The sequence below is a fragment of the Amorphus sp. 3PC139-8 genome, assembly GCF_040750475.1.
GTDB lineage: Bacteria > Pseudomonadota > Alphaproteobacteria > Rhizobiales > Amorphaceae > Amorphus.
This window is the reverse complement of the sequence record NZ_JABJVY010000013.1, coordinates 79,375-98,689: the sequence shown is the minus strand read 5'-3', so window position 1 is coordinate 98,689 and position 19,315 is coordinate 79,375. Positions and strand designations below refer to the sequence as shown.

Below are 19,315 nucleotides of genomic sequence, written 5' to 3'. Positions count from 1 at the left end.
AACTTGGTCGTCAGAACAGGGTCAGCGAGGCTGATCAGCCCGCTTCACCGCTCGTGTTGTTCTTGACCGAGCTGAAATACTGGTCGTTCTTGGAGCGCCACTGCTCATCCTCGGTCCAGTCGAAGCTGCCCTGTTCGAAGCGCGGCGCATTCTCCAGCTCGCTTTCGGTCATCGGCAGATAGTAGACGTCGTTGTTCTGAGACACGCGCAACATCTTGAACGGAACCGCCGAAGCCTCTTCGCCGAGACCCAGGAACCCACCATAGGTCACGACCGCATAGGTCGGACGGCCATCGTTGCCGAGCACAAGCTCGTCCACTTCGCCGATAGAGTTTTCGTCACGTCCGCGAACGTCGGAGCCGAGGATCGTTTCGGCCCTGAGACGGCCTTGCATGTCGGAGACGGCCTGAGCGTTGGCAAAGCCCTGCTGACCATCCCTGCCGGACGTTCCGGCCTGCTGGTTCTCAGGCTGCGGCGCCGAGGCGGCCGACTGGTCGACCGTGTTGCCGGACGTCGTGCTGCCGCTCATGGACTGCTGGTTGCCGGTCGCCTGACGGTTGTCAGCGGAGGCCTGCTGCTGTCCGGTCTGCGGCTGTTCGGGGTTCTGGGTGATCTCGTGCATGGCCTCCGCGAGCGACTGGCAGGCTTCGGTCTTGCCATAGGACTGGAGCGTCTGCGCGGCGTCGCGAAGCTGGCGAAGGTCTCGCATCACCTGGCCGCTATACTCAGACCGCATCTCCGGATTGGCGGCCATCTGCTGTTCGATCTGCTGGTTGACGACCTGGCAATCGTTGTTGCCACTCGCGTTGGCGGTCGCCTTCATGTTGCCGCCGTCCTGAGCTGCCGCCGGAAGCGTCAGCGCAGCCAAGATCGCACCCGTGGCGACGGACGTCGTCATGCGCAACATTTCGGTCTCCTCCATCATTGATGGTCTGAATTCTACGTTTATGACTCGAACCAATAGGTGTTTTATTGGTTCCGACGATCGCTTTCGACCCCTCTCCTCGCCTATTGGCGATCTATAGAGGATTTCTATTTCGCGACCTCCCCGCCACAACGATCTTTTCGGACCCTTGTTCCATAAAAAGGGACCGATCCGGCCAATTTTTTGCCACTTCTATTTTCGTGCCTGCTGGCCAGAGCGGATCTCTGCGCATTGCGCGCCGCGCAGCCTTTGCGCGCGCGAGGGCATATCCAGGCAGAGCGGAAACCGGTTCGCCGTCCGGCGGGCGCATCAGACCAAAGACTTGGCGCTATTGCGCACTTTCGCGAAGGCGGGGACAACGCGCGCGCACCGTTTTGCGCACGACCGTGCGCGCCCCGTTGCGCAAAACGAGAGGCGACGCAGCCCTTGTTGATGCGGAAAAGGAGGCCGTCGCCTCACAACCGTTCGGCGATGCCGTGGACCATCGGCACGAACCGCACAGCGCAAATCGTCTGCTGTTCCAGCCGGGTCCCGACCTTCACCGCCTTGATCAGATCCTGGACGTTGCCTTGCTGGCCGATCGGGATGACGATCACACCATGGTCGCTAACGAGCTGCTCGACCAAGGTTTCCGGGATCTTTTCCGCCGCCGCCGTAACGATGATGCGATGAAAGGGAGCCGCCTCCGGCCACCCTTCGAACCCGTCGCCAATCCGGGTGTGAACGTTATCGAGCTTGAGGACGCGAAACCGGTCCTTGGCACCCTCCATCAGCGAGCGGTAGCGCTCGACCGTGTAGACCTCTTTGGCGAGCCGGGCGAGCACGGCGGCCTGATAGCCCGAGCCGGTGCCCACCTCCAGCACCCGATGCTCCGGCGAAACATCAAGCGCCTCCGTCATCATTGCGACGATGGTCGGCTGCGAAATGGTCTGGCCGCACTCGATCGGCATTGCCTGATCGGCATAGGCGAGCGCCTGATGGCGGGAGCCAAGAAACAGGCGACGCGGGATGCCCTCGATCGCCGAGAGCACGCGGCGGTCGCGGATCCCGTTGGTCCTGAGTTTCAGGATCAGCTCGGCAAGCGCGATCCGATCCTCTTCGGTCGGCTCCCCGTCCCGATCGTCGTCACGATCCTCCATGGCGCTCTCGATTGATTGCGATGGCCGCCCGGCTATTCGGCCGAACCAAGCGCCCGCTCCATATCCTCAAGCACTCTGTGAGCGGTCAGGTCGAGACGCAAGGGGGTAACGGAGACGAACCCGTCCCGCACCGCCTGAAGATCGGTCCCCGTAACGGGCTCGAACGGCTGGCGCTGGAAGGCAATCCAATAGTAGGGATTGCCGCGCCCGTCGAAGCGCTCGTCGATTTTCAGCATCGCCTGATCGCGCCGCCCCTGCACCGTCACCTTGACGCCGGCAACCTCCTCGGCCGCGACCGCCGGGAAGTTGATGTTGATCAGCACATCCTTAGGCAGGTCGATTGCGAGCAGATCGCGGATCAGCTCCGGCCCATGGGCCACGGCGGTCTCATAGGGCGGCTCAACGCCACGGGCATGGGAGAAGGCCTGGGAAACCGCGATCGAGCGCACGCCCAGGATGGTGCCTTCCATCGCGCCCGCGACGGTGCCGGAATAGGTGAGATCGTCCGCCAGGTTGTGGCCGCGATTGATGCCGGACAGCACCAGATCCGGCGGCGCGTCCAGGATCTGCCTCAACCCCATGATCACGCAGTCGGTCGGCGTGCCGCGCACGGCAAAGTGCCGCTCCGAAACGCTGCGAAGCCGCAGGGGATCGTTCACGGTCAACGAGTGGGACGAGCCCGACTGGTCGGTCTCCGGCGCCACCACCCACACGTCATCGGAAATGGCCTTGGCGATTTCCTCCAGCGCCCACAGGCCGGGCGAGTGAATGCCGTCGTCGTTCGTCACCAGAATCCGCATGGCACTCCTCAGGCTTGGCCGATCGTCTCAATACCGCCCATGTAGGGCTTCAGCGCGTCGGGAACGGCGATCGATCCGTCCGCCTGCTGGTAGGTTTCCATCACCGCGATCAACGCCCGCCCAACGGCGACGCCGGACCCGTTGAGAGTGTGGACGTAGCGGGTGCTGCCACCTTCCGCCGGCCGGAACCGCGCATCCATGCGCCGTGCCTGGAAGTCACCGCAAACGGAGCAGCTCGAAATCTCGCGATAGGTGTCCTGCCCGGGCAGCCAGACCTCGATGTCGTGGGTCTTGCGGGCGGCAAAGCCCATGTCGCCGGTCGACAGCACCACGACGCGATAGGCCAAGCCCAGCCGGCGCAGGATGGTCTCCGCGCAGGTCGTCATCCGCTCCAGCTCGTGGAGCGAGGCGTCCGGTGTCGTGATCGACACCATCTCGACCTTGTTGAACTGGTGCTGGCGCAGCATGCCGCGCGTGTCGCGCCCGGCGGAGCCCGCTTCGGAGCGGAAGCACGGAGTGAGCGCCGTCACCCGGATCGGCAGTTCGCCTTCTTCCAGAAGCCGTTCGCGAACGAGATTCGTCAGCGGCACCTCGGCCGTCGGAATCAGCCAGCGGTCATCGGTGGTGGCAAACAGGTCTTCGGCGAATTTCGGAAGCTGGGCGGTGCCGAACACGGCCGGGTCACGCACCAGCAACGGCGGCTGCACCTCGGTGTAACCGTGTTCGCTGGTGTGGATATCGAGCATGAACTGACCGAGCGCACGCTCCAGCCGCGCTAGCTGGCCGCGCAGGACGACGAATCGCGACCCGGAAATTCGGGCCGCCGTTTCGAAGTCCATCAGGCCAAGCGCCTCGCCGAGCTCGTAATGCTCCTTGGCCGGAAAATCCGCCTTGAGCGGTTCGCCGGACCGGCGAACCTCGACATTGGCGCTCTCGTCGGGGCCCACCGGCACATCGTCGAGCGGAATATTCGGGGTGGATGTGAGGATCGACTGGAGTTCGGCCTCCGCCGCGCGCTCGGCCTCCTCGCCCTCCTGGATCAGAGCCTTCAGACTGGCGACTTCGGCCATCAGCCGCTGGGCTTCGTCCTCGTCCCCAGCGCCCTTGGCCTTTCCGATTTGCTTGGAGGCGGTGTTGCGCCGGGTCTGGGCGTCCTGGAGGCGCTGAATGGCGCCACGGCGCGCCTCGTCGAGGGCCGCAAGTTTTTCAGCCAGAGGCGACAGACCACGGCTTCCCAGCGCGCGATCGAACGCCTCCGGGTTTTCACGGATCCAGCGGATATCCAACATCGGGGAACTCCGGACAAGTCGGCAGTGGCGGCAGAAAGCCGCCGTCAGCTCGCGTCGTCCGTCTCCGCTGCCGCCGCCGCTCTGGACCGCTCCACGTACCGGACCGCGATGATGGAAATCTCGTAGAGGAGCAGCGCGGGCACTGCAAGGCTGATCTGGCTGATCGGATCCGGCGGCGTCAGAACGGCCGCCAGGATGAAGGCGATCACCACCGCATATTTGCGGCGTTTCTTCAGCTCCGGCGCCGTCACCATGCCCGCGCGAGCAAGCAGCGTCAGCACCACCGGCAACTGGAACACGAGCCCGAACGCAAAGATCAGGATCATGATCAGGCCGAGATATTCGCTCACCCGCGGGAGGAGCTGAATGCTCGCTTTGCCGGCGCCTCCGTCCTGCTCCATCGACAGGAAGAAGTTCATCGCCAGCGGCATCACCACGAAATAGACCAGGCACGCCCCAATGAAGAACAGGATTGGCGTCGCGATCAAAAACGGCACGAAGGCCTTGCGCTCGTTGCGGTAAAGCCCTGGCGCAACGAACATATAGATCTGCGAAGCGATGATCGGAAACGCCAGGAACAGCGCGCCGAACAGCGCCAACTTCAGCTGGGTGAAGAAATATTCCTGCGGTGCGGTGTAGATCAGCTCGATCGACTTGGATTCGCCGGCCGCCTGCTCGTACGGCACCACCAGAATGTTGAAGATGTCGGAGGCGAAATAGAAGCAGACGACGAAGGCGATCGCGATCGCGATCAGCGCCTTCATCAAGCGGCCGCGCAACTCGATGATGTGATCGATCAGCGGGGCCTTGGAGGCATCAATATCGTCTTGGGTCATGTGCGCTGTCCGCCGCCGACGGCGGCATCGCGTTGGGGCTCGCTCACCGGAAGCGCCGATTCGGCGTCGCTCGCGACCTGTTGCGGCGGCGGAGCCTTCTCTTCCGTTGGCGTCTCGGTCGGTTCGCTGGCGGGCGTGTCGGCGGGCTTGGTTTCGGCGGCAGGCGCTTCAGCCGAATCGGAGGACGTGTCCGCGCTGGACCGCTTCTCGTCCGGCATCTTGGCGCCGGCTTTCGGATCGAGCGTGTGGCGGACAGACTTGAACGGATCCGTCACCCCCTCGATGTCCTTGCGAACCTCGTCCAGGTTGGCCTGGCGTTCCGCCTCTTTCAGCGCATCGTTGAAATGGGACTGGAACTCATTGGCCATGCGCCTCATCCGGCCGACGGTTCGGCCGAAAGTCATCAGCATCGAGGGAAGCTCTTTCGGGCCGACCACGAGAATGGCGACCACGGCGACCACCAAGAGTTCGGTCCAGCCGATATCGAACATCTGATTACGCCTCGGATCGGGCCGGACGCCGATCGGCCAAAAGAGGTCGGGAGGCGACCGACACGCGGGACCTGCCCGGCATCCGTCCGATTTGATCCCGGCCCGTCACATTACACGACATTGCGTGGCTTCATCCCAAAACCGTCGCGTCCTGGCGCGCCGATCAACCGGCCTTCGACCGGTCCTCCGTCTTCTGGCTGCTCATGGTCTCCGACGGCGAATGCTCGATGGTCTTGCCCGACGCGGACGACTGGTTGGTCTGCTCATCGTCGTCGTCATCGGCGAGCCCCTTCTTGAAGCTCTTCACGCCTTTGGCCACGTCACCCATCAGATCGGAGATCTTACCCCGGCCGAACAGAAGGATAACCACCACGGCAATGATGAGGATTTGCCAGACACTGATACCCATAATCAGACGTTCCTGTTAACTGCGGCCGAGCCGGACAGCGGCATTCGGAGACCGGCACTATTTCAAAAAGCAGCCGCGCCCGCAATGACGCAGCCGGATAGCCGCATCCAAGCAAGGCCAGATCGCACGCGGTTTTGCTCCCGGTCCGGTCACAAGGATTTCGACGCAATCCGGCCCGAACCCATAAAAACATGTCTTTCCAACAGCTTAGATCAATATCGAAACCGCTGTCGGATGCTCATCTTTTGCGCATTCCGGTTCAGATGCGCCTCATTGGGAGCAATTTGAAGGGATGAACTCAACTTTCAATCTTAGAGCGCAATCCGGGCAAAAAAGCGCCATTGAGCATGTACTGGTCAAATTGGTTCAATTTGAACGGGAAGGATTTGCTCAACCTGTTGGAGCTGCTGCCATTTCTTATCGCTCGGATTTGCCGTCCGAGCGGAAAAGGCGCTAGCCGGCGTTGGCTGAAAACACCAGGACGGCTTCAGGGTCGAGCGAGACGCCAACCGTATCCGCCTCACCGGAAAGGGCTGGCCCGAAACCGACCGGGATGCGGGCCACGATCGGCCGCTCAATGCCCGCGACCGACAGCTCGAAGCGCTCGATTTCACCCAGGAATCGGCGATCGAGGACGGTTGAGCGAACGCCCTCGGCGGCGCCTCGATGGACACGAATGCCGTGCGGGCGAACGGCGACCACGACCGGTTCGCCATTGGCATAGGTGCCGGCGGGCACCTCCCCCAGCGGCGTGTTGGCGACGCCGCCCTGCACCAGGGCCGGGATCTCGTTGAGCTCGGAGAAAAAGCGCGCCGTCTGCAGATCAACGGGACGACGATAGAGCTGTTCCGGCGGCCCGACCTGAATCACGTGCCCAGCCCGAAGCAGCACGATCCGGTCACCGATCTGCATTGCCTCTTCCGGATCGTGCGTCACGATCACCGCGGTCGAGCCGGTCTCGCGCAGGAGCGCCAGGGCATCCCGACGCACGCTCTGGCGCAAGGTGCGGTCGAGGCCGGAGAAGGGCTCGTCCATCAAGAGCACGCGCGGGCGCGGCATCAGCGCCCGCACCAGCGCGACACGCTGCTGTTCACCGCCGGAAAGCGCGTTCGGATAGGCGTTCATGTAGCGAACCAGCCCCATCCGATCGAGCGCCTCACGTGCAAGCCGAACAGAGGACGACCGGTCGCGCCGGTTCATGCCGAATAGGACGTTCTCCAGCACCGTCAGATGCGGAAACAGAGCGTAGTCCTGGAACACGAGCCCAAGCCCGCGCGCTTCGGCCGGCACGAATCCGGCCGGCCCGGCAACCTCCTCGCCATCGAGATAGATCCGCCCCTCGCTCTGCGGCTCCACCCCCGCCGCAAGGCGCAAGAGCGTGGTCTTACCACAACCGGAGGGCCCTAAGAGACACAGGATTTGGCCAGGATCCACCGAGAAAGAGACATGGTCCAGCACTGTCGCCGTGCGATAGCGGTGACTGACCTCTTCAAACCTCAGCCGAGCCGGCGTACCAGGGGCGGGCGACCCGGCGCCGCTGGCGCGCTCCTGAAGGTGCGAGGGTGCGTCGATCACCGGCGGCTCCTGAGTTAAGCGGGTGGCAAGGCGGATCCAGGCGAAGGGGGAAGCCAACTGTCCCGGCCGTCTCTCCCACCTCGTCGAATCGCGCGCACTTTATGAATTCGGAGCGGCCCGATCCACTCTTCTCGCCCGATCCGGGTTTTGCGGCCAGGCGCCCAGGAGGCCTCGGTCGGGACGCCGGTCAGCCTTCCCTGCCCGGATTCATCCGGGAAAGCACCTCAAACAGACGGCTGGCCTCGACGGGTTTGGAGAAGAGAAAGCCCTGTCCGACCTCGCAGCCGTGGTCGCGGACCCAATCCAACTCTTCCGGCGATTCCAGCCCCTCCGCGATGGTCGCAAGGCCGAGCGCCTGGCCAAGCCCGATCACCGAGGCGACGATCTTGCGGCTCTCCTCGTCGCTTCCCACTCGATGCACGAAGGTGCCATCGATCTTCACCTTGTCGAACGGGAGCTCGCGGAGCTGGCGCAACGAGGCGTAGCCGGTTCCGAAATCATCCAGCGCGATCCGGACACCGTGTCCTTTGAGCGTGGCAAGCGTGCGGCGGGTCGCCTCAATGTCCAGCAGAAGCGCCGTCTCGGTGATCTCGATTTCCAGGCGCGCGGGGTCGAAATCCTCCTCTTCCAGCACGGCCATGATCTTGTCGGCAAGCCGCAAATCGCGGAACTGGGTCGCCGAAATGTTGACGGCAACCGGAAGCGACATGCTCCAGGTGCGGGCGTCCTTGCAGACCTGACGCAGCAGCTTGCGGAAGATCTCGTTGATCAATCCGGTGTCTTCGGCAATGGCAATGAACTGGCTGGCTTCCACCACCCCTTTTTCCGGATGCAGCCAGCGCGCCAGCGCCTCAATGCCAGTCGGCTGCATGGTCTTGAGGTCCATCAGCGGCTGATAGTAGGGAACGATCGCATCTTCGCGGACCGCTGCCTTGAGCTCGGTCTCCATGTCCATGCGCGCCTTCAGCATCCGATCGAGCTCGGTGTCGTAGAGCGCATAGGTGTTCCGGCCGGCGGATTTCGACTGATACATGGCCTTGTCGGCGCACATCATCAGCGTTTCGGCGTCCTCGCCGTCGGCCGGGTAGACCGCGATCCCGATCGAGACCGACACGTCCGCCGAAATGCCGTCGGCCTCGAACGGAACGGCGACCGCGGTGAGAATGCGCTGGGCAATCCGAAACAGCGTTTCCTCGCCCGCTTGCGCGTTGACCAGAAGGGCGAATTCGTCGCCGCCGAGCCGGGCGATGAAGTCGCCATCGCGCAGCACGTTGGCAATCCGGTCCGACACGGCCTGCAACAGCTTGTCTCCGGCGGCGTGGCCAAAGGTATCGTTGATCACCTTGAAGCGGTCGAGATCGAGCAGGAACACGCCGAGATGCTGATCGCTCGAACGCAGGCCGTGCAGACGGTGCTGAAACTCCTCCTGCAGCATGCGCCGGTTCGGAAGCCCGGTCAGCGCATCGCTGCGCGCAAGCAGCGCCGCTTGGGCCTCCGCACGACGCCGGAGCACGATTTCGCGCCTCAAGTCGAAGTTGCGAACGATGAGAATCGCCAACAATGCCAAGGACAACGCGAAGAAGACGGTGAACGCTTCATCCAGTTGATAGTCTTCGTGCGCTCGGGTGAAATCGTAGATCCGATCAAACGTATCGATCGAGATTAGAAAGATTTGCAACGCGACAGCGAGCGCGGCAATCACAAGGTAGACGGGGCGAATGTGCATCAAACGGGACCACAGCGACGAAAGGACGGGCCTTTTTATCACTGTGATTGCGACATTTGCCATCCAAGTCCTTGCCGAAGGCATCGCCACCGCCGATTGTTTGAAGATCTGCCACGCATAGGGCTGATCGCCGGCCTCCTACCGCAGACGATAACGCGCAAAGACGGAGGTCGCTCCTTCCCAACATGGTGAGCGATCAGTCTGGCGCGGACCTTGCCCGGTGCGCTTGACAGGCAATCGGCAAGCGGCAGGCCGCTATTCGTCGTCGTCCTCGCCGAGAGGATCTTCATCGTCGGATAGCTCGTCGCCGTCACTCGGCACCGGAACCCGGAAGCCCGGCGGCGGCGTCCCTTCCAGTAGCCCTGCCCCTTTCAGCTCGTCGAGGCCCGGAAGGTCGTCGATCGCCTGCAGATTGAACTGGTCCAGGAAGGTCGGCGTGGTGCCGTAGGTCACCGGCCGGCCGGGCGTGCGGCGGCGGCCACGCAGCCGAATCCAGCCGGTTTCCAACAACACGTCGATGGTGCCCTTGGAGGTGGACACGCCACGGATCTCTTCGATCTCGGCGCGGGTGACGGGCTGGTGATAGGCAATGATCGCCAGCGTTTCCAATGCCGCACGTGACAGCTTGCGCGGCTCAACCGCCTCACGCGTCAGGAGGAAGGCGAGATCCTCTGCGGTGCGAAACGCCCAGCCCCCGGCGACTTCCACCAGATTGACGCCGCGCCCGGCATAGGCTTGCCGAAGATCGCGCAACAGGCCGGACACGTCGGCGGCACGTGGCAAGCGCTCGGCCAGCGTAGCCTCCGAGAGTGGCTCTGAGGACGCGAATAGGATCGCCTCCACCATCCTGAGATGATCGCGCCACTCCTTTGAGGACAGGTTGGTGACGTTGCCGCCGAACAGCCTGGGTTCGTCTTCACTCATTCCTGGCCGTCGTCCCCGCTCTTCGTCCTCACATAGATCGGCGCGAACGCCCCTGTCTGGCGCAGCTCAAGCCTGCCTTCGCGCACCAGCTCCAGGCTGGCGGAGAAGGTGCTGGCAAGCACCGTCGTGCGCTCCGACGGATCGGAGAGATAGCGCAGCAGAAGCTGATCGATCGGCGTCCAGTCGACGATCCGCCCGACCATCCGCTCCAGCGCCTGACGTGCATCGGTCAACGACCACACCACCCGCCGGCGCATGCGCACCACGGTGACCATCTCGCGCTGACGCTGGGAGGCATATGCCGACAATAGGTCGTAGATGGTGGCCTGCCAGCGGGTCTGGCGCTTCACGCCGATCGGCTCCGGCGCGCCGCGCGCCATCACGGCACGGCCAAGCTGCGGGCGCGCGGTCAGATCCTCCGCCGCCTTGCGCATGGCTTCCAGCCGCTTCAGCCGAAAAGCAAGTTCCGCCGCCAATTCCTCACCGGTCGGCTCGTCGTCGTTCTCCGGCTTCGGCACCAGCAGGCGCGACTTCAGGTAGGCAAGCCACGCGGCCATGACCAGATAGTCGGCGGCTAGCTCCAGCCGGATACGGCGCGCCTCCTCGATGAAGGCGAGATATTGTTCGGCCAGATCGCTGACGGAAATCCGCGTCAGATCCACTTTTTGGGAGCGGGCGAGCGCAAGCAACAGGTCGAGCGGTCCTTCGAAGCCGCGAATGTCGACATGCAGCGCGTCGGCGTCAGCGTCGGTGCGCTCGGCACGGACGGGCGCCTCGAACGAATCGCCCTCCGCCTCGCTCATTGCGCCGCTCCACCGGCAGCACTCAAAGGCGCGAGCAAGTCGGCCAGGCGCCGGCGCGCAGCCCTCACGTCGAACGGCTCCGGCGCCCGGCGCATCGAAAGAGCCCGCTCGGCGCGTTCCGCCGCACGGCCGGCAAGCTGCGGGACGTTGGCCGCGACCTGATCCATCTCGTCGAGCCGGCCGTTGCAGTGAAGCGCAAGATCGCATCCGGCCGCGATCGAAATCGCCGCCCGTTCGCCAAGCCCGCCGCTCAGCGCCTGCATGGAAAGATCGTCGCTCATCAGGCAACCATCATATCCGATCTGGCCGCGGATCACCTCCCCGATCACGGTTTTGGAGGTGGTCGCCGGCCGCAACGGGTCGAGCGCGGTGTAGACCACGTGCGCCGTCATCGCGAGCGGGCAATCGGCAAGTGTGGCGAACGGCACGAAGTCGCTCGCCTCCAGCTCCGTGCGGGCGGCCTCCACCACAGGCAGAGCCTCATGGCTGTCGGACCGGGCCCGGCCATGTCCGGGAATGTGCTTCATCACCGGCAGCACACCACCGGCCATCAGCGCGTCGCTGGCCACCCGACCGAAGGCGACAATCGTCCCCGGGTCCATCGCATAGGCACGATCGCCGATGATGTCGTGGGCGCCGGCGATCGGGACATCGAGCAGAGGAAGGCAATCGACATCGATGCCGAGGGCCGCAAGATCGGCGGCGATCAACCGGGTCGCCAGCCGGCATGCCTCCAGCCCGGTGGCCTGATCGGTCCGGAAGAGGTCACCGAAAGTTCGGGCCGCCGGGTAAGTTGACCAATAAGGCGGCTTCAGGCGCTGAACCCGCCCGCCCTCCTGGTCGATCAGGACCGGCGCCTGCCACCCCAGCACGGACCGCGCCTCGGCCACCAGCGCGCGCACCTGAGCAGGATCGACGCAATTGCGCTGGAACAGGATCAAACCCCAAGGGGCGGCGGTTTGCAGGAAGGAGACCTCGTCGGCGGTCAACGTCGTTCCCGACAGGCCGGTGATGAAGGCACGGGTTTCGCTCACGGCATCCCTTCGCGTCTGCCCGACGCCCAACGTTCGGACCGACCCTTTTTAGCGGAGAAGGGAACCCCGTTGAAAGCCATTCACGGCAGCTCGATGGACCCTCGGATTTCCACCCTTCCCGGATCAGAACGCCCCTGCCAGGTAGCGCTTCAGGACGGCTTCGGTGCCTTCCTCAGCGAGCGCCCGCACCGCATCGGCGAACCGGAGGCGGAACGGTTCGGCCTGCCCCACCTCCCCGTAAACCGACACCATCGCCAGCCAAGCGTCCGGATCGGTCTGAGCCGCCTTCGCGATCGGCACCAGAGCGTCCCAGTTCGGATCGTTCGGCTCGATGACGGCGCCGCTTTCCGTCGTACCGGTGCAGTAGCGGCACCAAAGTGCCGATTCCAGGGCAAGCCCGGTCACGTCGGCTCCCGCCTTCAGCCGGTCCGCGATGGTCGGCACGATGAACTTCGGCTGTCGGTTGGACCCGTCCAGGCACAATCGACGCACCGTGTCGCCAATCTTCGGATTGGAGAAGCGTCGAACGATTTCTCCGAAATACCAGTTCAGGTCCGTCTCGGGCACCGGCGGCACGACAGGCATGATCTCGTCGCGCTCAAGCTTGTCCAGGAACCGGCGCACCAGATCGTGCTCCATCGCCTCGTGCACGAAATGGATGTCGAGCAGCCCGGCCGGATAGGCGATCGCCGCGTGGCCGCCGTTCAGAATCCTAAGCTTCATGACTTCGAACGGCGATACGTCCGGCACAAACTGGACGCCGACGGCTTCCAGCGCCGGCCGGCCCGCCGGGAAATGGTCTTCCAACACCCACTGGCAAAAATCTTCGCAAAAGACCGGCCAGGCGTCCTTTATGCCGAAATCGCGGGCGAGCATTTCGCGCTCGCGGTCGCCGGTCGCAGGAGTAATCCGGTCGACCATGCCGTTCGGAAAGGCGACCGCTTCCCCAATCCAGTCGGCCAACTCACGGTCGGCAAGACGGGCAACACCGGTCACCGCATTCTTCGCCACCACGCCGTTGTGGGGAATATTATCGCACGACATCACGGTAAATGGGGTGATGCCCTCCGCTCGCCGGCGCTTGAGGCCGGCGGCGATCAGGCCGAACACGGTCTTCGGCGCGTCCGGCTCCGCCCCATCGGCCACGATCGCGGGATGAGTGGGATCAAACGTGCCGGTGGAATCGACGAAATAGCCGCCCTCGGTCACGGTCAGCGAGACGATACGAATGGCGGGATCGGCGAGCCGTTCGATCAGCGTCTCGATTTCGCCGACGGGCAACATGTCGATCATCGCGCCGGTGACCTGCGCGATGCTTTTCTCCGCCGATTGCTCGACCACGGTGGTCAGCCAATCCTGGCCTTGAAGCGCAAACCGCATGCTCGCATCGCCGGGCATCACGCCGGCCCCGACGATCGCCCAATCATGGTCACGCCCGGTGGCGAACAGATTGTCGAGATAGACCGCTTGGTGCGCCCGGTGAAAATTGCCGACGCCGAAATGTAGAATACCTGCCCTAAGCGCAGTCCGGTCGTAGGCCGGAATCCGCGCGGTCTCGGCGATTTCGGGAAGGAAGGCGGCGGAAAGCCGTGTCGTCATGGGTCTCCTTCGCCCGGCTGGTCGCGGCCGGTCAGTTCGTTCAGATTCAGCGCCAGGATTGATCAGGCAAGCGCCAGCCCTTCCGCATCGAAGCGATGCAGCTTCTCCTCCTGAGGCGTCAGCCAGACCGTGTCGCCATGATGGACCGGCCTTTCCCCATCGGCCCGGGCGGTCAGGACGCCGAGATCGTCTGTCTGGACGTGCAGCAACGTATCGGAGCCCAAGTGCTCGGAAATACTCACCCGGCCCTTCCAGAGACCGCTTTCTGTGGAGAGCGCAAGGTGTTCCGGGCGAATGCCGACAGTGGCTGCACCGTGCTCCTTCGCGACCTCGCCCTCGATGAAATTCATGCGCGGCGAGCCGATAAAGCCCGCCACGAAGCGATTGCGCGGGCGGGCGTAGAGCTCCAGCGGACTGCCCACTTGCTCGATACGACCAGCGTTCAGAACCACGATCCGGTCGGCCATGGTCATGGCCTCCACCTGGTCGTGGGTGACGTAAATCATGGTGGTCGACAGGTTGTTGTGGAGCTCCGAAATCTCCAAGCGCATGTTGACGCGCAGTGCCGCGTCCAGATTCGACAGCGGCTCGTCGAACAGGAACGCGGACGGCTCGCGCACGATCGCCCGCCCGATCGCGACGCGCTGTCGCTGGCCGCCGGAGAGCTGACCCGGACGTCGGTCCAGATAGTCGGTGAGGTTCAGGACCCGCGCCGCATCCGCCACGCGCTTTTCGATCTCCGTCTTGTCCAGCCCGGCCATTCGGAGCGGAAAAGCGATATTCTTGCGCACGCTCATGTGCGGATAGAGCGCATAGGACTGGAACACCATGGCGAGCCCGCGCTTGGCCGGCGGCACCTCGGTGGCGTCGCGTTCGTCGATTTCGATCACGCCGGAGGAGACGTCTTCCAGGCCCGCGATCAGCCGCAACAGCGTGGATTTTCCGCACCCTGACGGTCCGACGAAGACGATGAACTCGCCGTCGCGGATCTCCAGATCGAGCGGCGGAATCACCTCCACATCGCCGAAGGCTTTGGTGATTTTCTGAAGCGAGATATGGCCCATGGCGTGTTCCTATTTCACCGCGCCGAACGTCAGCCCGCGAACGAGCTGCTTCTGGCTGAACCAGCCGAGCAGCAGGATCGGCGCGACCGCCATCGTCGATGCCGCAGAAAGCTTCGCGTAGAAGAGCCCTTCGGGGCTGGAATAGCTGGCAATGAAGGCCGTCAGCGGCGCCGCGTTGGCCGCCGTCAGGTTCAAGGTCCAGAACGCCTCGTTCCACGCCAGGATGATGTTGAGGAGAAGCGTGGAGGCGATGCCCGGCACCGCCATCGGCGTCAGCACGTAGAGCACCTCCTCGCGCAAGGTGGCGCCGTCCATGCGGGCCGCCTCCAGGATCTCGCCCGGGATCTCGCGGAAATAGGTGAACAGCATCCAGATGATGATCGGGAGATTGATCAGCATGAGGACGATGACCAGGCCGAGCAGCGTGTCGAGCAGGCCGACATCGCGGAAAATCAGGTAGATCGGGATCAGCACACCCACCGGCGGCAGCATCTTGGTGGAGAGCATCCACATCAAGACGTCCTTGGTCCGACGGCCCGGTACGAACGCCATCGACCAGGCCGCGGGGATCGCGATTACCAGGCCGAGCGCGGTGGAGCCGAGCGAAATCACCACGGAGTTCCAGAAGTGGCGCAAATAGTTGGAGCGCTCCTGAACCTCCGCGTAGTTCTCCAGCGTCCAGTCGAACATCAGGAACGACGGCGGCGAAGCGATCGCCTCGGCCTCGGTCTTGAAACTGGTCAATACCGTCCAGAGCACGGGAAAGAAGATCAGAACCCCGATCACCCAGGCGATGACGGTGAAGACGAGTTTACGTTGGGGCGTGACGGCGCGGGCCATATCAAACGTCCAGATTCTTGCCGATCATCCGCATCAGGAAGATCGCAACGATGTTGGCCAGAATGACCGCGACCACGCCGCCGGCCGAGCCGCCGCCGACGTCGAACTGCAACAGCGACAGGGCGTAGACCAGATAGGTGATGTTGGTGGTGGCGTAGCCCGGCCCGCCATTGGTGGTGACCAGGATCTCCGCGAAGATCGAGAGCAGGAAGATCGTCTGAATCAGGATCACCACGGTGATCGCGCGGGCGAGATGCGGCAGCATGATGTGGAAGAAACGGCTGACCGGGCCGGCGCCGTCCATTTCCGCCGCCTCGAGCTGCTCGCTATCGAGGGACTGCAGCGCGGTCAGAAGGATCAGGGTGGCAAACGGCAGCCAGCGCCAGCCGACGATCCAGATCATCGACAAAAGCGGCGCCTCGGCCAGAAAGTCGAACGGCTGCATCCCGACCGACTTCGCCAGGAAGGCGAACAGGCCGTTGACGGGATTCATGAACATGTTCTTCCAGACCAGCGCCGACACCGTCGGCATGACGAAGAACGGCGCGATCACCAGGATGCGGACGATGCCACGCCCCCACATCGGCTGGTCCAGCAGAATGGCCAGAAGCACGCCGCCGACGATGGTCAGGATCAGCACACCGCCGACCAACATCAGCGTGTTGGTGAGGGCAGCGAAAAAGGCCGGATCGGTGAAGAAGAACTGATAGTTCAGGAACCCGATCCACTCGTTCATTCCCGGCATCAACAGATTGTAGCGCAGGAAAGAGAAGTAGATCGTCATCCCCAACGGGATCGCCATCCAGCAGAACAGCAGGATGACGGAAGGGGAGATCATGAACCGCGCGGCGGACCGCGAATGGGCGGTGGCCATCGTCTGACACTCCGCAGGAGGCGAGCGGCACCGAACCCGGGCGGCTCTTCGATTGCTTTATTTTAGACCGGGATGCGGACGGCACGCAGACCCGATCCTGGACGATTTTGGTTTCGAAGAGAAGGATCGGGCGCCCGCACAGCGCGGGCGCCTTCATCTTTGGTCCGGGCCGCTACTTGATGTAGCCAGCCTTGGTCATTTCACGCTTGGTCACGGCCTGGGCGTTCTGCAGCGCCTGGTCCGCCGACATCTGGCCGGCAAGCGCGGCAGAGAACATCTGCCCCACCGTGGTTCCCATGCCCTGGAACTCCGGGATCGCCACGAACTGGGCGCCGGTATAGGGGATTTCCTGAACCGACGGCTTCTTGGTGTTCACCGCGTTGATGGACTCAAGCGTCATCTTCGCGAACGGCGCGGCTTCCTGGTATTTTGGATTCTCGTAGAGCGAGGTCCGTGTGCCGGGAGGGGCGGCGGCCCAGCCTTCATTCTCGGCCACCAGATCGGTGTATTGCTTGGAGGTGGCCCAGGCGACGAACGCCTTCGCAGCGTCCGGCGCGTCGGTAGAAGCCGGGATCGCCAGGTTCCACGACCACAGCCAGTTGCCGTGGTTATCAACGCCCTGCTTGTTGGGAAACTGGGCGAAGCCGACTTTGTCGGCGACCTTGGACTCATCCTTGTCGGTCACGAACGAGGCGGCGACGGTAGCGTCGATCCACATGCCGCACTTGCCTTGCTGGAACAGCGCGAGGTTCTCGTTGAAGCCGTTGGAGGAGGCGCCGGGCGGACCGTACTTCTCCATCATGTCGAGATAGTCGGTGATCGTCGCCTTCCACTCGGGGCTGTCGAACTGCGGCTGCCAATCCATGTCGAACCAACGCGCGCCATAGGAGTTCGACATGGCGGTGATGAAGGCCATGTTCTCGCCCCAGCCCGCCTTGCCGCGCAGGCAGATGCCGTAAATCTCGTTGTCCTTGTCAGTCATTGCCTCGGCCGCCTTCTTGATATCGGCCCAGGTCGGCTGATCGGGAATGGCGATGCCGGCCTTTTCGGCAAGATCGGTGCGATACATCAGCATCGCCGACTCGCCGTAGAACGGCGCGGCATAGAGCGTGCCATCGACCGACAGACCGCCGCGGATCGCCGGCAGGATGTCGTCGACATCATAGCCGTCCGGCATGTTTTCCAGCGGCATCAGCCAGTTCTGCTTGGCCCAGAGCGGCACCTCGTAGTTGCCGATGGTCATGATGTCGAACTGGCCGCCCTTGGTGGCGATATCCTGGGTCACGCGCTGGCGCAGCGTGTTCTCCTCCAGCGTCACCCATTCCAAGTCGATGTCGGGATGATCCTTCGTGAAGTCGTCGGTGAGCTTCTGCATCCGGATCATGTCGCCATTGTTCACCGTGGCGATCGTGATCGTCTCCGCCTGGGCAGACACAGTCAGCGCCAGAACCGACGCCGCACCAACCAGCCATGCTGGATAGCTCATGCTTTCCTCCCATGCATATGCACGTGCCGTCATAGGGCATCGCGCTTATTGTTCAGGCGCGGCGATCGCGCCGTCCGTTCCAACTTCCGGCTGCACCGTGACCGCGCGCCCGAAGCCTGTGACGAAATTTCACGCTTCAAAAACTACATCACCCGACCTGGCGGCTGTCAATTATTAAATCACTTTGATTTTTCTATTCTAAAAAGTGACCTTGCCTAGCAATTGCGCATTCCCCAAGACGGACGGCAACGCATCATTGGCGCGTGCGCTGCAGCGAAATGCGGCCGGGAAACCGGGTCACGTTTATTCCGAACTTTCGTTCCAGGCTTTCGCGTTCGCACCGATGTCGCTGCGATGGGGCAAGTCGGCCCCGCGCCGGCTGCAAGTGATCGCAGCCGCATCGGAGGCAAAGCCGAGGAGCTGGAGCACATCCTCTGCGGACAGATCGGCGAGGTATCTGCGCGAGGTCAAACCTCGCTCCGCGAGCCGGGCAATCATGGCAGCCATGAAGCTGTCCCCGGCCCCGACGGTGTCGGCCACCGCGACCACCCGGCCCGGTTCGGAGACCTTTCCGAACGCGCCATAAGCGTCGGCCCCGCTCGCCCCGCCCGTTACGATGACCAGCGCAGCGCCAGCCTCCAGCCAGCGCGCGGCGACGTCATCAGTAGCAAAGCCCGGAAACAGGAGCTCCAGGTCCTCCGAGCTGACCTTCACCACATCGCTCACGCTGACGAAGTCGTCCACCCGCGCGCGCCAGAACGCCAGATCAGGCTCCGCGTTCAGCCGCACGTTCGGGTCCAGCGTGATAAGCCGGCGCCCCGCCTCGCGTCGGGCGAGCGCGAGCAACGACGAGCCGGTCGGCGCCGTCACCAGCGAAAAGGACCCGACATGGAAACCCCAGACGTTGGAACCGAACGCGGGCAGATCGGCCTCCGTCACGCATCGGTCCGCAGTCCCCTCCCCGTAGAAGGCATAGACGGGCGACCCATCCGGACCGAGATCGACCAGGCTCAACGTCGTCGGGCGCTCCGTGCGCACCAGATAGGAGGTCGAGACCCCTTCGCGCTCCAGCCGATCGAACAGGCGCTCGCCAAGCCGATCCCGCGACAGGCCGGTCAGCAGCGCAACGTCCTGATCGAGGCGGGCAAGACCGACCGCCACGTTGAACGGAGACCCACCGACGCGGGCATCGAACGACAGGCCCGAGGGCCTTTCCCGGCCGAAGAAATCCCACAGCGCTTCGCCGCAGACGACGAACATCCTCCCACCCGATCCTTATCTTGTTGCGCACCTGCTCTTGCCGGCGCGAGCCATTCGCCGCAATACATGCAGCCGGAAAGTTTAGCGAGACACAGCCGCCCGGAATCGTCAATAATTAAATCATATTGGTTTTATAATCCGCTTTCCGCTAGATTCGGATCGTCCCTTCGGCGATCCATCGCCAAAAGGACGCGGGCTCGGCGCGACCCACCCGGGTGGCATCGCCCGAAGGAGGGATGAC

At 63.5% G+C, this 19,315-nt stretch carries 18 protein-coding genes; all 18 read right to left on the bottom strand.

Annotated elements, in window-relative coordinates:
• Positions 1–34: 34 nt before the first annotated feature.
• The 18 genes from HNS03_RS13855 to HNS03_RS13770 all read right to left on the bottom strand — a co-directional run bounded on the left by HNS03_RS13855 (position 35) and on the right by HNS03_RS13770 (position 19,074).
• A complete protein-coding gene (locus tag HNS03_RS13855) occupies positions 35–907 on the bottom strand; it encodes a PRC-barrel domain-containing protein (protein ID WP_367196094.1) in 873 nt (290 codons plus the stop codon).
• A 473-nt stretch (positions 908–1,380) separates the two neighbouring features.
• Positions 1,381–2,064: a protein-L-isoaspartate(D-aspartate) O-methyltransferase gene (locus HNS03_RS13850; protein WP_367196093.1), complete on the bottom strand. Its 684-nt coding sequence runs from the start codon at positions 2,062–2,064 to the stop codon at positions 1,381–1,383.
• Positions 2,065–2,096: 32 nt separating this feature from the next.
• Positions 2,097–2,864, bottom strand: coding sequence for a 5'/3'-nucleotidase SurE (gene surE / locus HNS03_RS13845; RefSeq protein WP_367196092.1), 768 nt, complete (start codon positions 2,862–2,864; stop codon positions 2,097–2,099).
• Positions 2,865–2,872: 8 nt separating this feature from the next.
• Entirely contained in the window at positions 2,873–4,153 is a 1,281-nt protein-coding gene (serS, locus tag HNS03_RS13840) for a serine--tRNA ligase (protein WP_367196091.1), read from the bottom strand.
• Between the two features lie 44 nt (positions 4,154–4,197).
• Positions 4,198–4,989: a twin-arginine translocase subunit TatC gene (gene tatC, locus HNS03_RS13835; RefSeq protein WP_367196090.1), complete on the bottom strand. Its 792-nt coding sequence runs from the start codon at positions 4,987–4,989 to the stop codon at positions 4,198–4,200.
• Complete coding sequence (gene tatB / locus HNS03_RS13830) at positions 4,986–5,480, bottom strand: Sec-independent protein translocase protein TatB (protein WP_367196089.1); 495 nt, start codon at positions 5,478–5,480, stop codon at positions 4,986–4,988. Before tatB ends, tatC begins: the two co-directional genes overlap by 4 nt.
• Before the next feature lie 163 nt (positions 5,481–5,643).
• Positions 5,644–5,889 (bottom strand): twin-arginine translocase TatA/TatE family subunit, encoded by a 246-nt coding sequence (locus tag HNS03_RS13825; protein WP_367196088.1) that lies wholly within the window; start codon positions 5,887–5,889, stop codon positions 5,644–5,646.
• Positions 5,890–6,342: 453 nt separating this feature from the next.
• A complete protein-coding gene (locus HNS03_RS13820; RefSeq protein WP_367196087.1) occupies positions 6,343–7,464 on the bottom strand; it encodes an ABC transporter ATP-binding protein in 1,122 nt (373 codons plus the stop codon).
• Positions 7,465–7,651: 187 nt separating this feature from the next.
• Positions 7,652–9,190 carry a putative bifunctional diguanylate cyclase/phosphodiesterase gene (locus HNS03_RS13815; RefSeq protein WP_367196086.1) on the bottom strand — a complete coding sequence of 513 codons (1,539 nt, stop codon included), beginning with the start codon at positions 9,188–9,190 and terminating at the stop codon, positions 7,652–7,654.
• A 255-nt stretch (positions 9,191–9,445) separates the two neighbouring features.
• Positions 9,446–10,114 (bottom strand): SMC-Scp complex subunit ScpB, encoded by a 669-nt coding sequence (gene scpB / locus HNS03_RS13810; RefSeq protein WP_367196085.1) that lies wholly within the window; start codon positions 10,112–10,114, stop codon positions 9,446–9,448.
• The gene (locus HNS03_RS13805) at positions 10,111–10,917 is read right to left on the bottom strand and encodes a ScpA family protein (protein ID WP_367196084.1); all 807 of its coding nucleotides are present in this window, start codon (positions 10,915–10,917) and stop codon (positions 10,111–10,113) included. The genes scpB and HNS03_RS13805 overlap by 4 nt, the downstream gene beginning before the upstream one ends.
• Complete coding sequence (gene nagZ / locus HNS03_RS13800) at positions 10,914–11,951, bottom strand: beta-N-acetylhexosaminidase (protein WP_367196083.1); 1,038 nt, start codon at positions 11,949–11,951, stop codon at positions 10,914–10,916. Before nagZ ends, HNS03_RS13805 begins: the two co-directional genes overlap by 4 nt.
• Before the next feature lie 123 nt (positions 11,952–12,074).
• Positions 12,075–13,550, bottom strand: a complete 1,476-nt coding sequence (locus HNS03_RS13795) for a mannitol dehydrogenase family protein (RefSeq protein ID WP_367196082.1) — start codon at positions 13,548–13,550, stop codon at positions 12,075–12,077.
• A gap of 62 nt (positions 13,551–13,612) precedes the next feature.
• On the bottom strand, positions 13,613–14,614 hold the full coding sequence (locus HNS03_RS13790; protein ID WP_367196081.1) for an ABC transporter ATP-binding protein: 1,002 nt from the start codon (positions 14,612–14,614) through the stop codon (positions 13,613–13,615).
• A gap of 9 nt (positions 14,615–14,623) precedes the next feature.
• Positions 14,624–15,454 (bottom strand): carbohydrate ABC transporter permease, encoded by an 831-nt coding sequence (locus HNS03_RS13785; protein ID WP_367196080.1) that lies wholly within the window; start codon positions 15,452–15,454, stop codon positions 14,624–14,626.
• 1 nt (position 15,455) lies between these two features.
• The gene (locus HNS03_RS13780; RefSeq protein ID WP_367196079.1) at positions 15,456–16,328 is read right to left on the bottom strand and encodes a carbohydrate ABC transporter permease; all 873 of its coding nucleotides are present in this window, start codon (positions 16,326–16,328) and stop codon (positions 15,456–15,458) included.
• 172 nt (positions 16,329–16,500) lie between these two features.
• Positions 16,501–17,814 (bottom strand): sugar ABC transporter substrate-binding protein, encoded by a 1,314-nt coding sequence (locus HNS03_RS13775; RefSeq protein WP_367196078.1) that lies wholly within the window; start codon positions 17,812–17,814, stop codon positions 16,501–16,503.
• Positions 17,815–18,117: 303 nt separating this feature from the next.
• The gene (locus HNS03_RS13770) at positions 18,118–19,074 is read right to left on the bottom strand and encodes a carbohydrate kinase (protein ID WP_367196077.1); all 957 of its coding nucleotides are present in this window, start codon (positions 19,072–19,074) and stop codon (positions 18,118–18,120) included.
• Positions 19,075–19,315: the final 241 nt, after the last annotated feature.

Bases quoted from the DNA above. Each gene is read 5' to 3' on its own strand.
- HNS03_RS13855 (WP_367196094.1), bottom strand. From the start codon at position 907: ATGTTGCGCATGACGACGTCCGTCGCCACGGGTGCGATCTTGGCTGCG.
- HNS03_RS13850 (WP_367196093.1), bottom strand. From the start codon at position 2,064: ATGGAGGATCGTGACGACGATCGGGACGGGGAGCCGACCGAAGAGGAT.
- surE (WP_367196092.1), bottom strand. From the start codon at position 2,864: ATGCGGATTCTGGTGACGAACGACGACGGCATTCACTCGCCCGGCCTG.
- serS (WP_367196091.1), bottom strand. From the start codon at position 4,153: ATGTTGGATATCCGCTGGATCCGTGAAAACCCGGAGGCGTTCGATCGC.
- tatC (WP_367196090.1), bottom strand. From the start codon at position 4,989: ATGACCCAAGACGATATTGATGCCTCCAAGGCCCCGCTGATCGATCAC.
- tatB (WP_367196089.1), bottom strand. From the start codon at position 5,480: ATGTTCGATATCGGCTGGACCGAACTCTTGGTGGTCGCCGTGGTCGCC.
- HNS03_RS13825 (WP_367196088.1), bottom strand. From the start codon at position 5,889: ATGGGTATCAGTGTCTGGCAAATCCTCATCATTGCCGTGGTGGTTATC.
- HNS03_RS13815 (WP_367196086.1), bottom strand. From the start codon at position 9,190: ATGCACATTCGCCCCGTCTACCTTGTGATTGCCGCGCTCGCTGTCGCG.
- scpB (WP_367196085.1), bottom strand. From the start codon at position 10,114: ATGAGTGAAGACGAACCCAGGCTGTTCGGCGGCAACGTCACCAACCTG.
- HNS03_RS13805 (WP_367196084.1), bottom strand. From the start codon at position 10,917: ATGAGCGAGGCGGAGGGCGATTCGTTCGAGGCGCCCGTCCGTGCCGAG.
- HNS03_RS13795 (WP_367196082.1), bottom strand. From the start codon at position 13,550: ATGACGACACGGCTTTCCGCCGCCTTCCTTCCCGAAATCGCCGAGACC.
- HNS03_RS13790 (WP_367196081.1), bottom strand. From the start codon at position 14,614: ATGGGCCATATCTCGCTTCAGAAAATCACCAAAGCCTTCGGCGATGTG.
- HNS03_RS13785 (WP_367196080.1), bottom strand. From the start codon at position 15,454: ATGGCCCGCGCCGTCACGCCCCAACGTAAACTCGTCTTCACCGTCATC.
- HNS03_RS13780 (WP_367196079.1), bottom strand. From the start codon at position 16,328: ATGGCCACCGCCCATTCGCGGTCCGCCGCGCGGTTCATGATCTCCCCT.
- HNS03_RS13775 (WP_367196078.1), bottom strand. From the start codon at position 17,814: ATGAGCTATCCAGCATGGCTGGTTGGTGCGGCGTCGGTTCTGGCGCTG.
- HNS03_RS13770 (WP_367196077.1), bottom strand. From the start codon at position 19,074: ATGTTCGTCGTCTGCGGCGAAGCGCTGTGGGATTTCTTCGGCCGGGAA.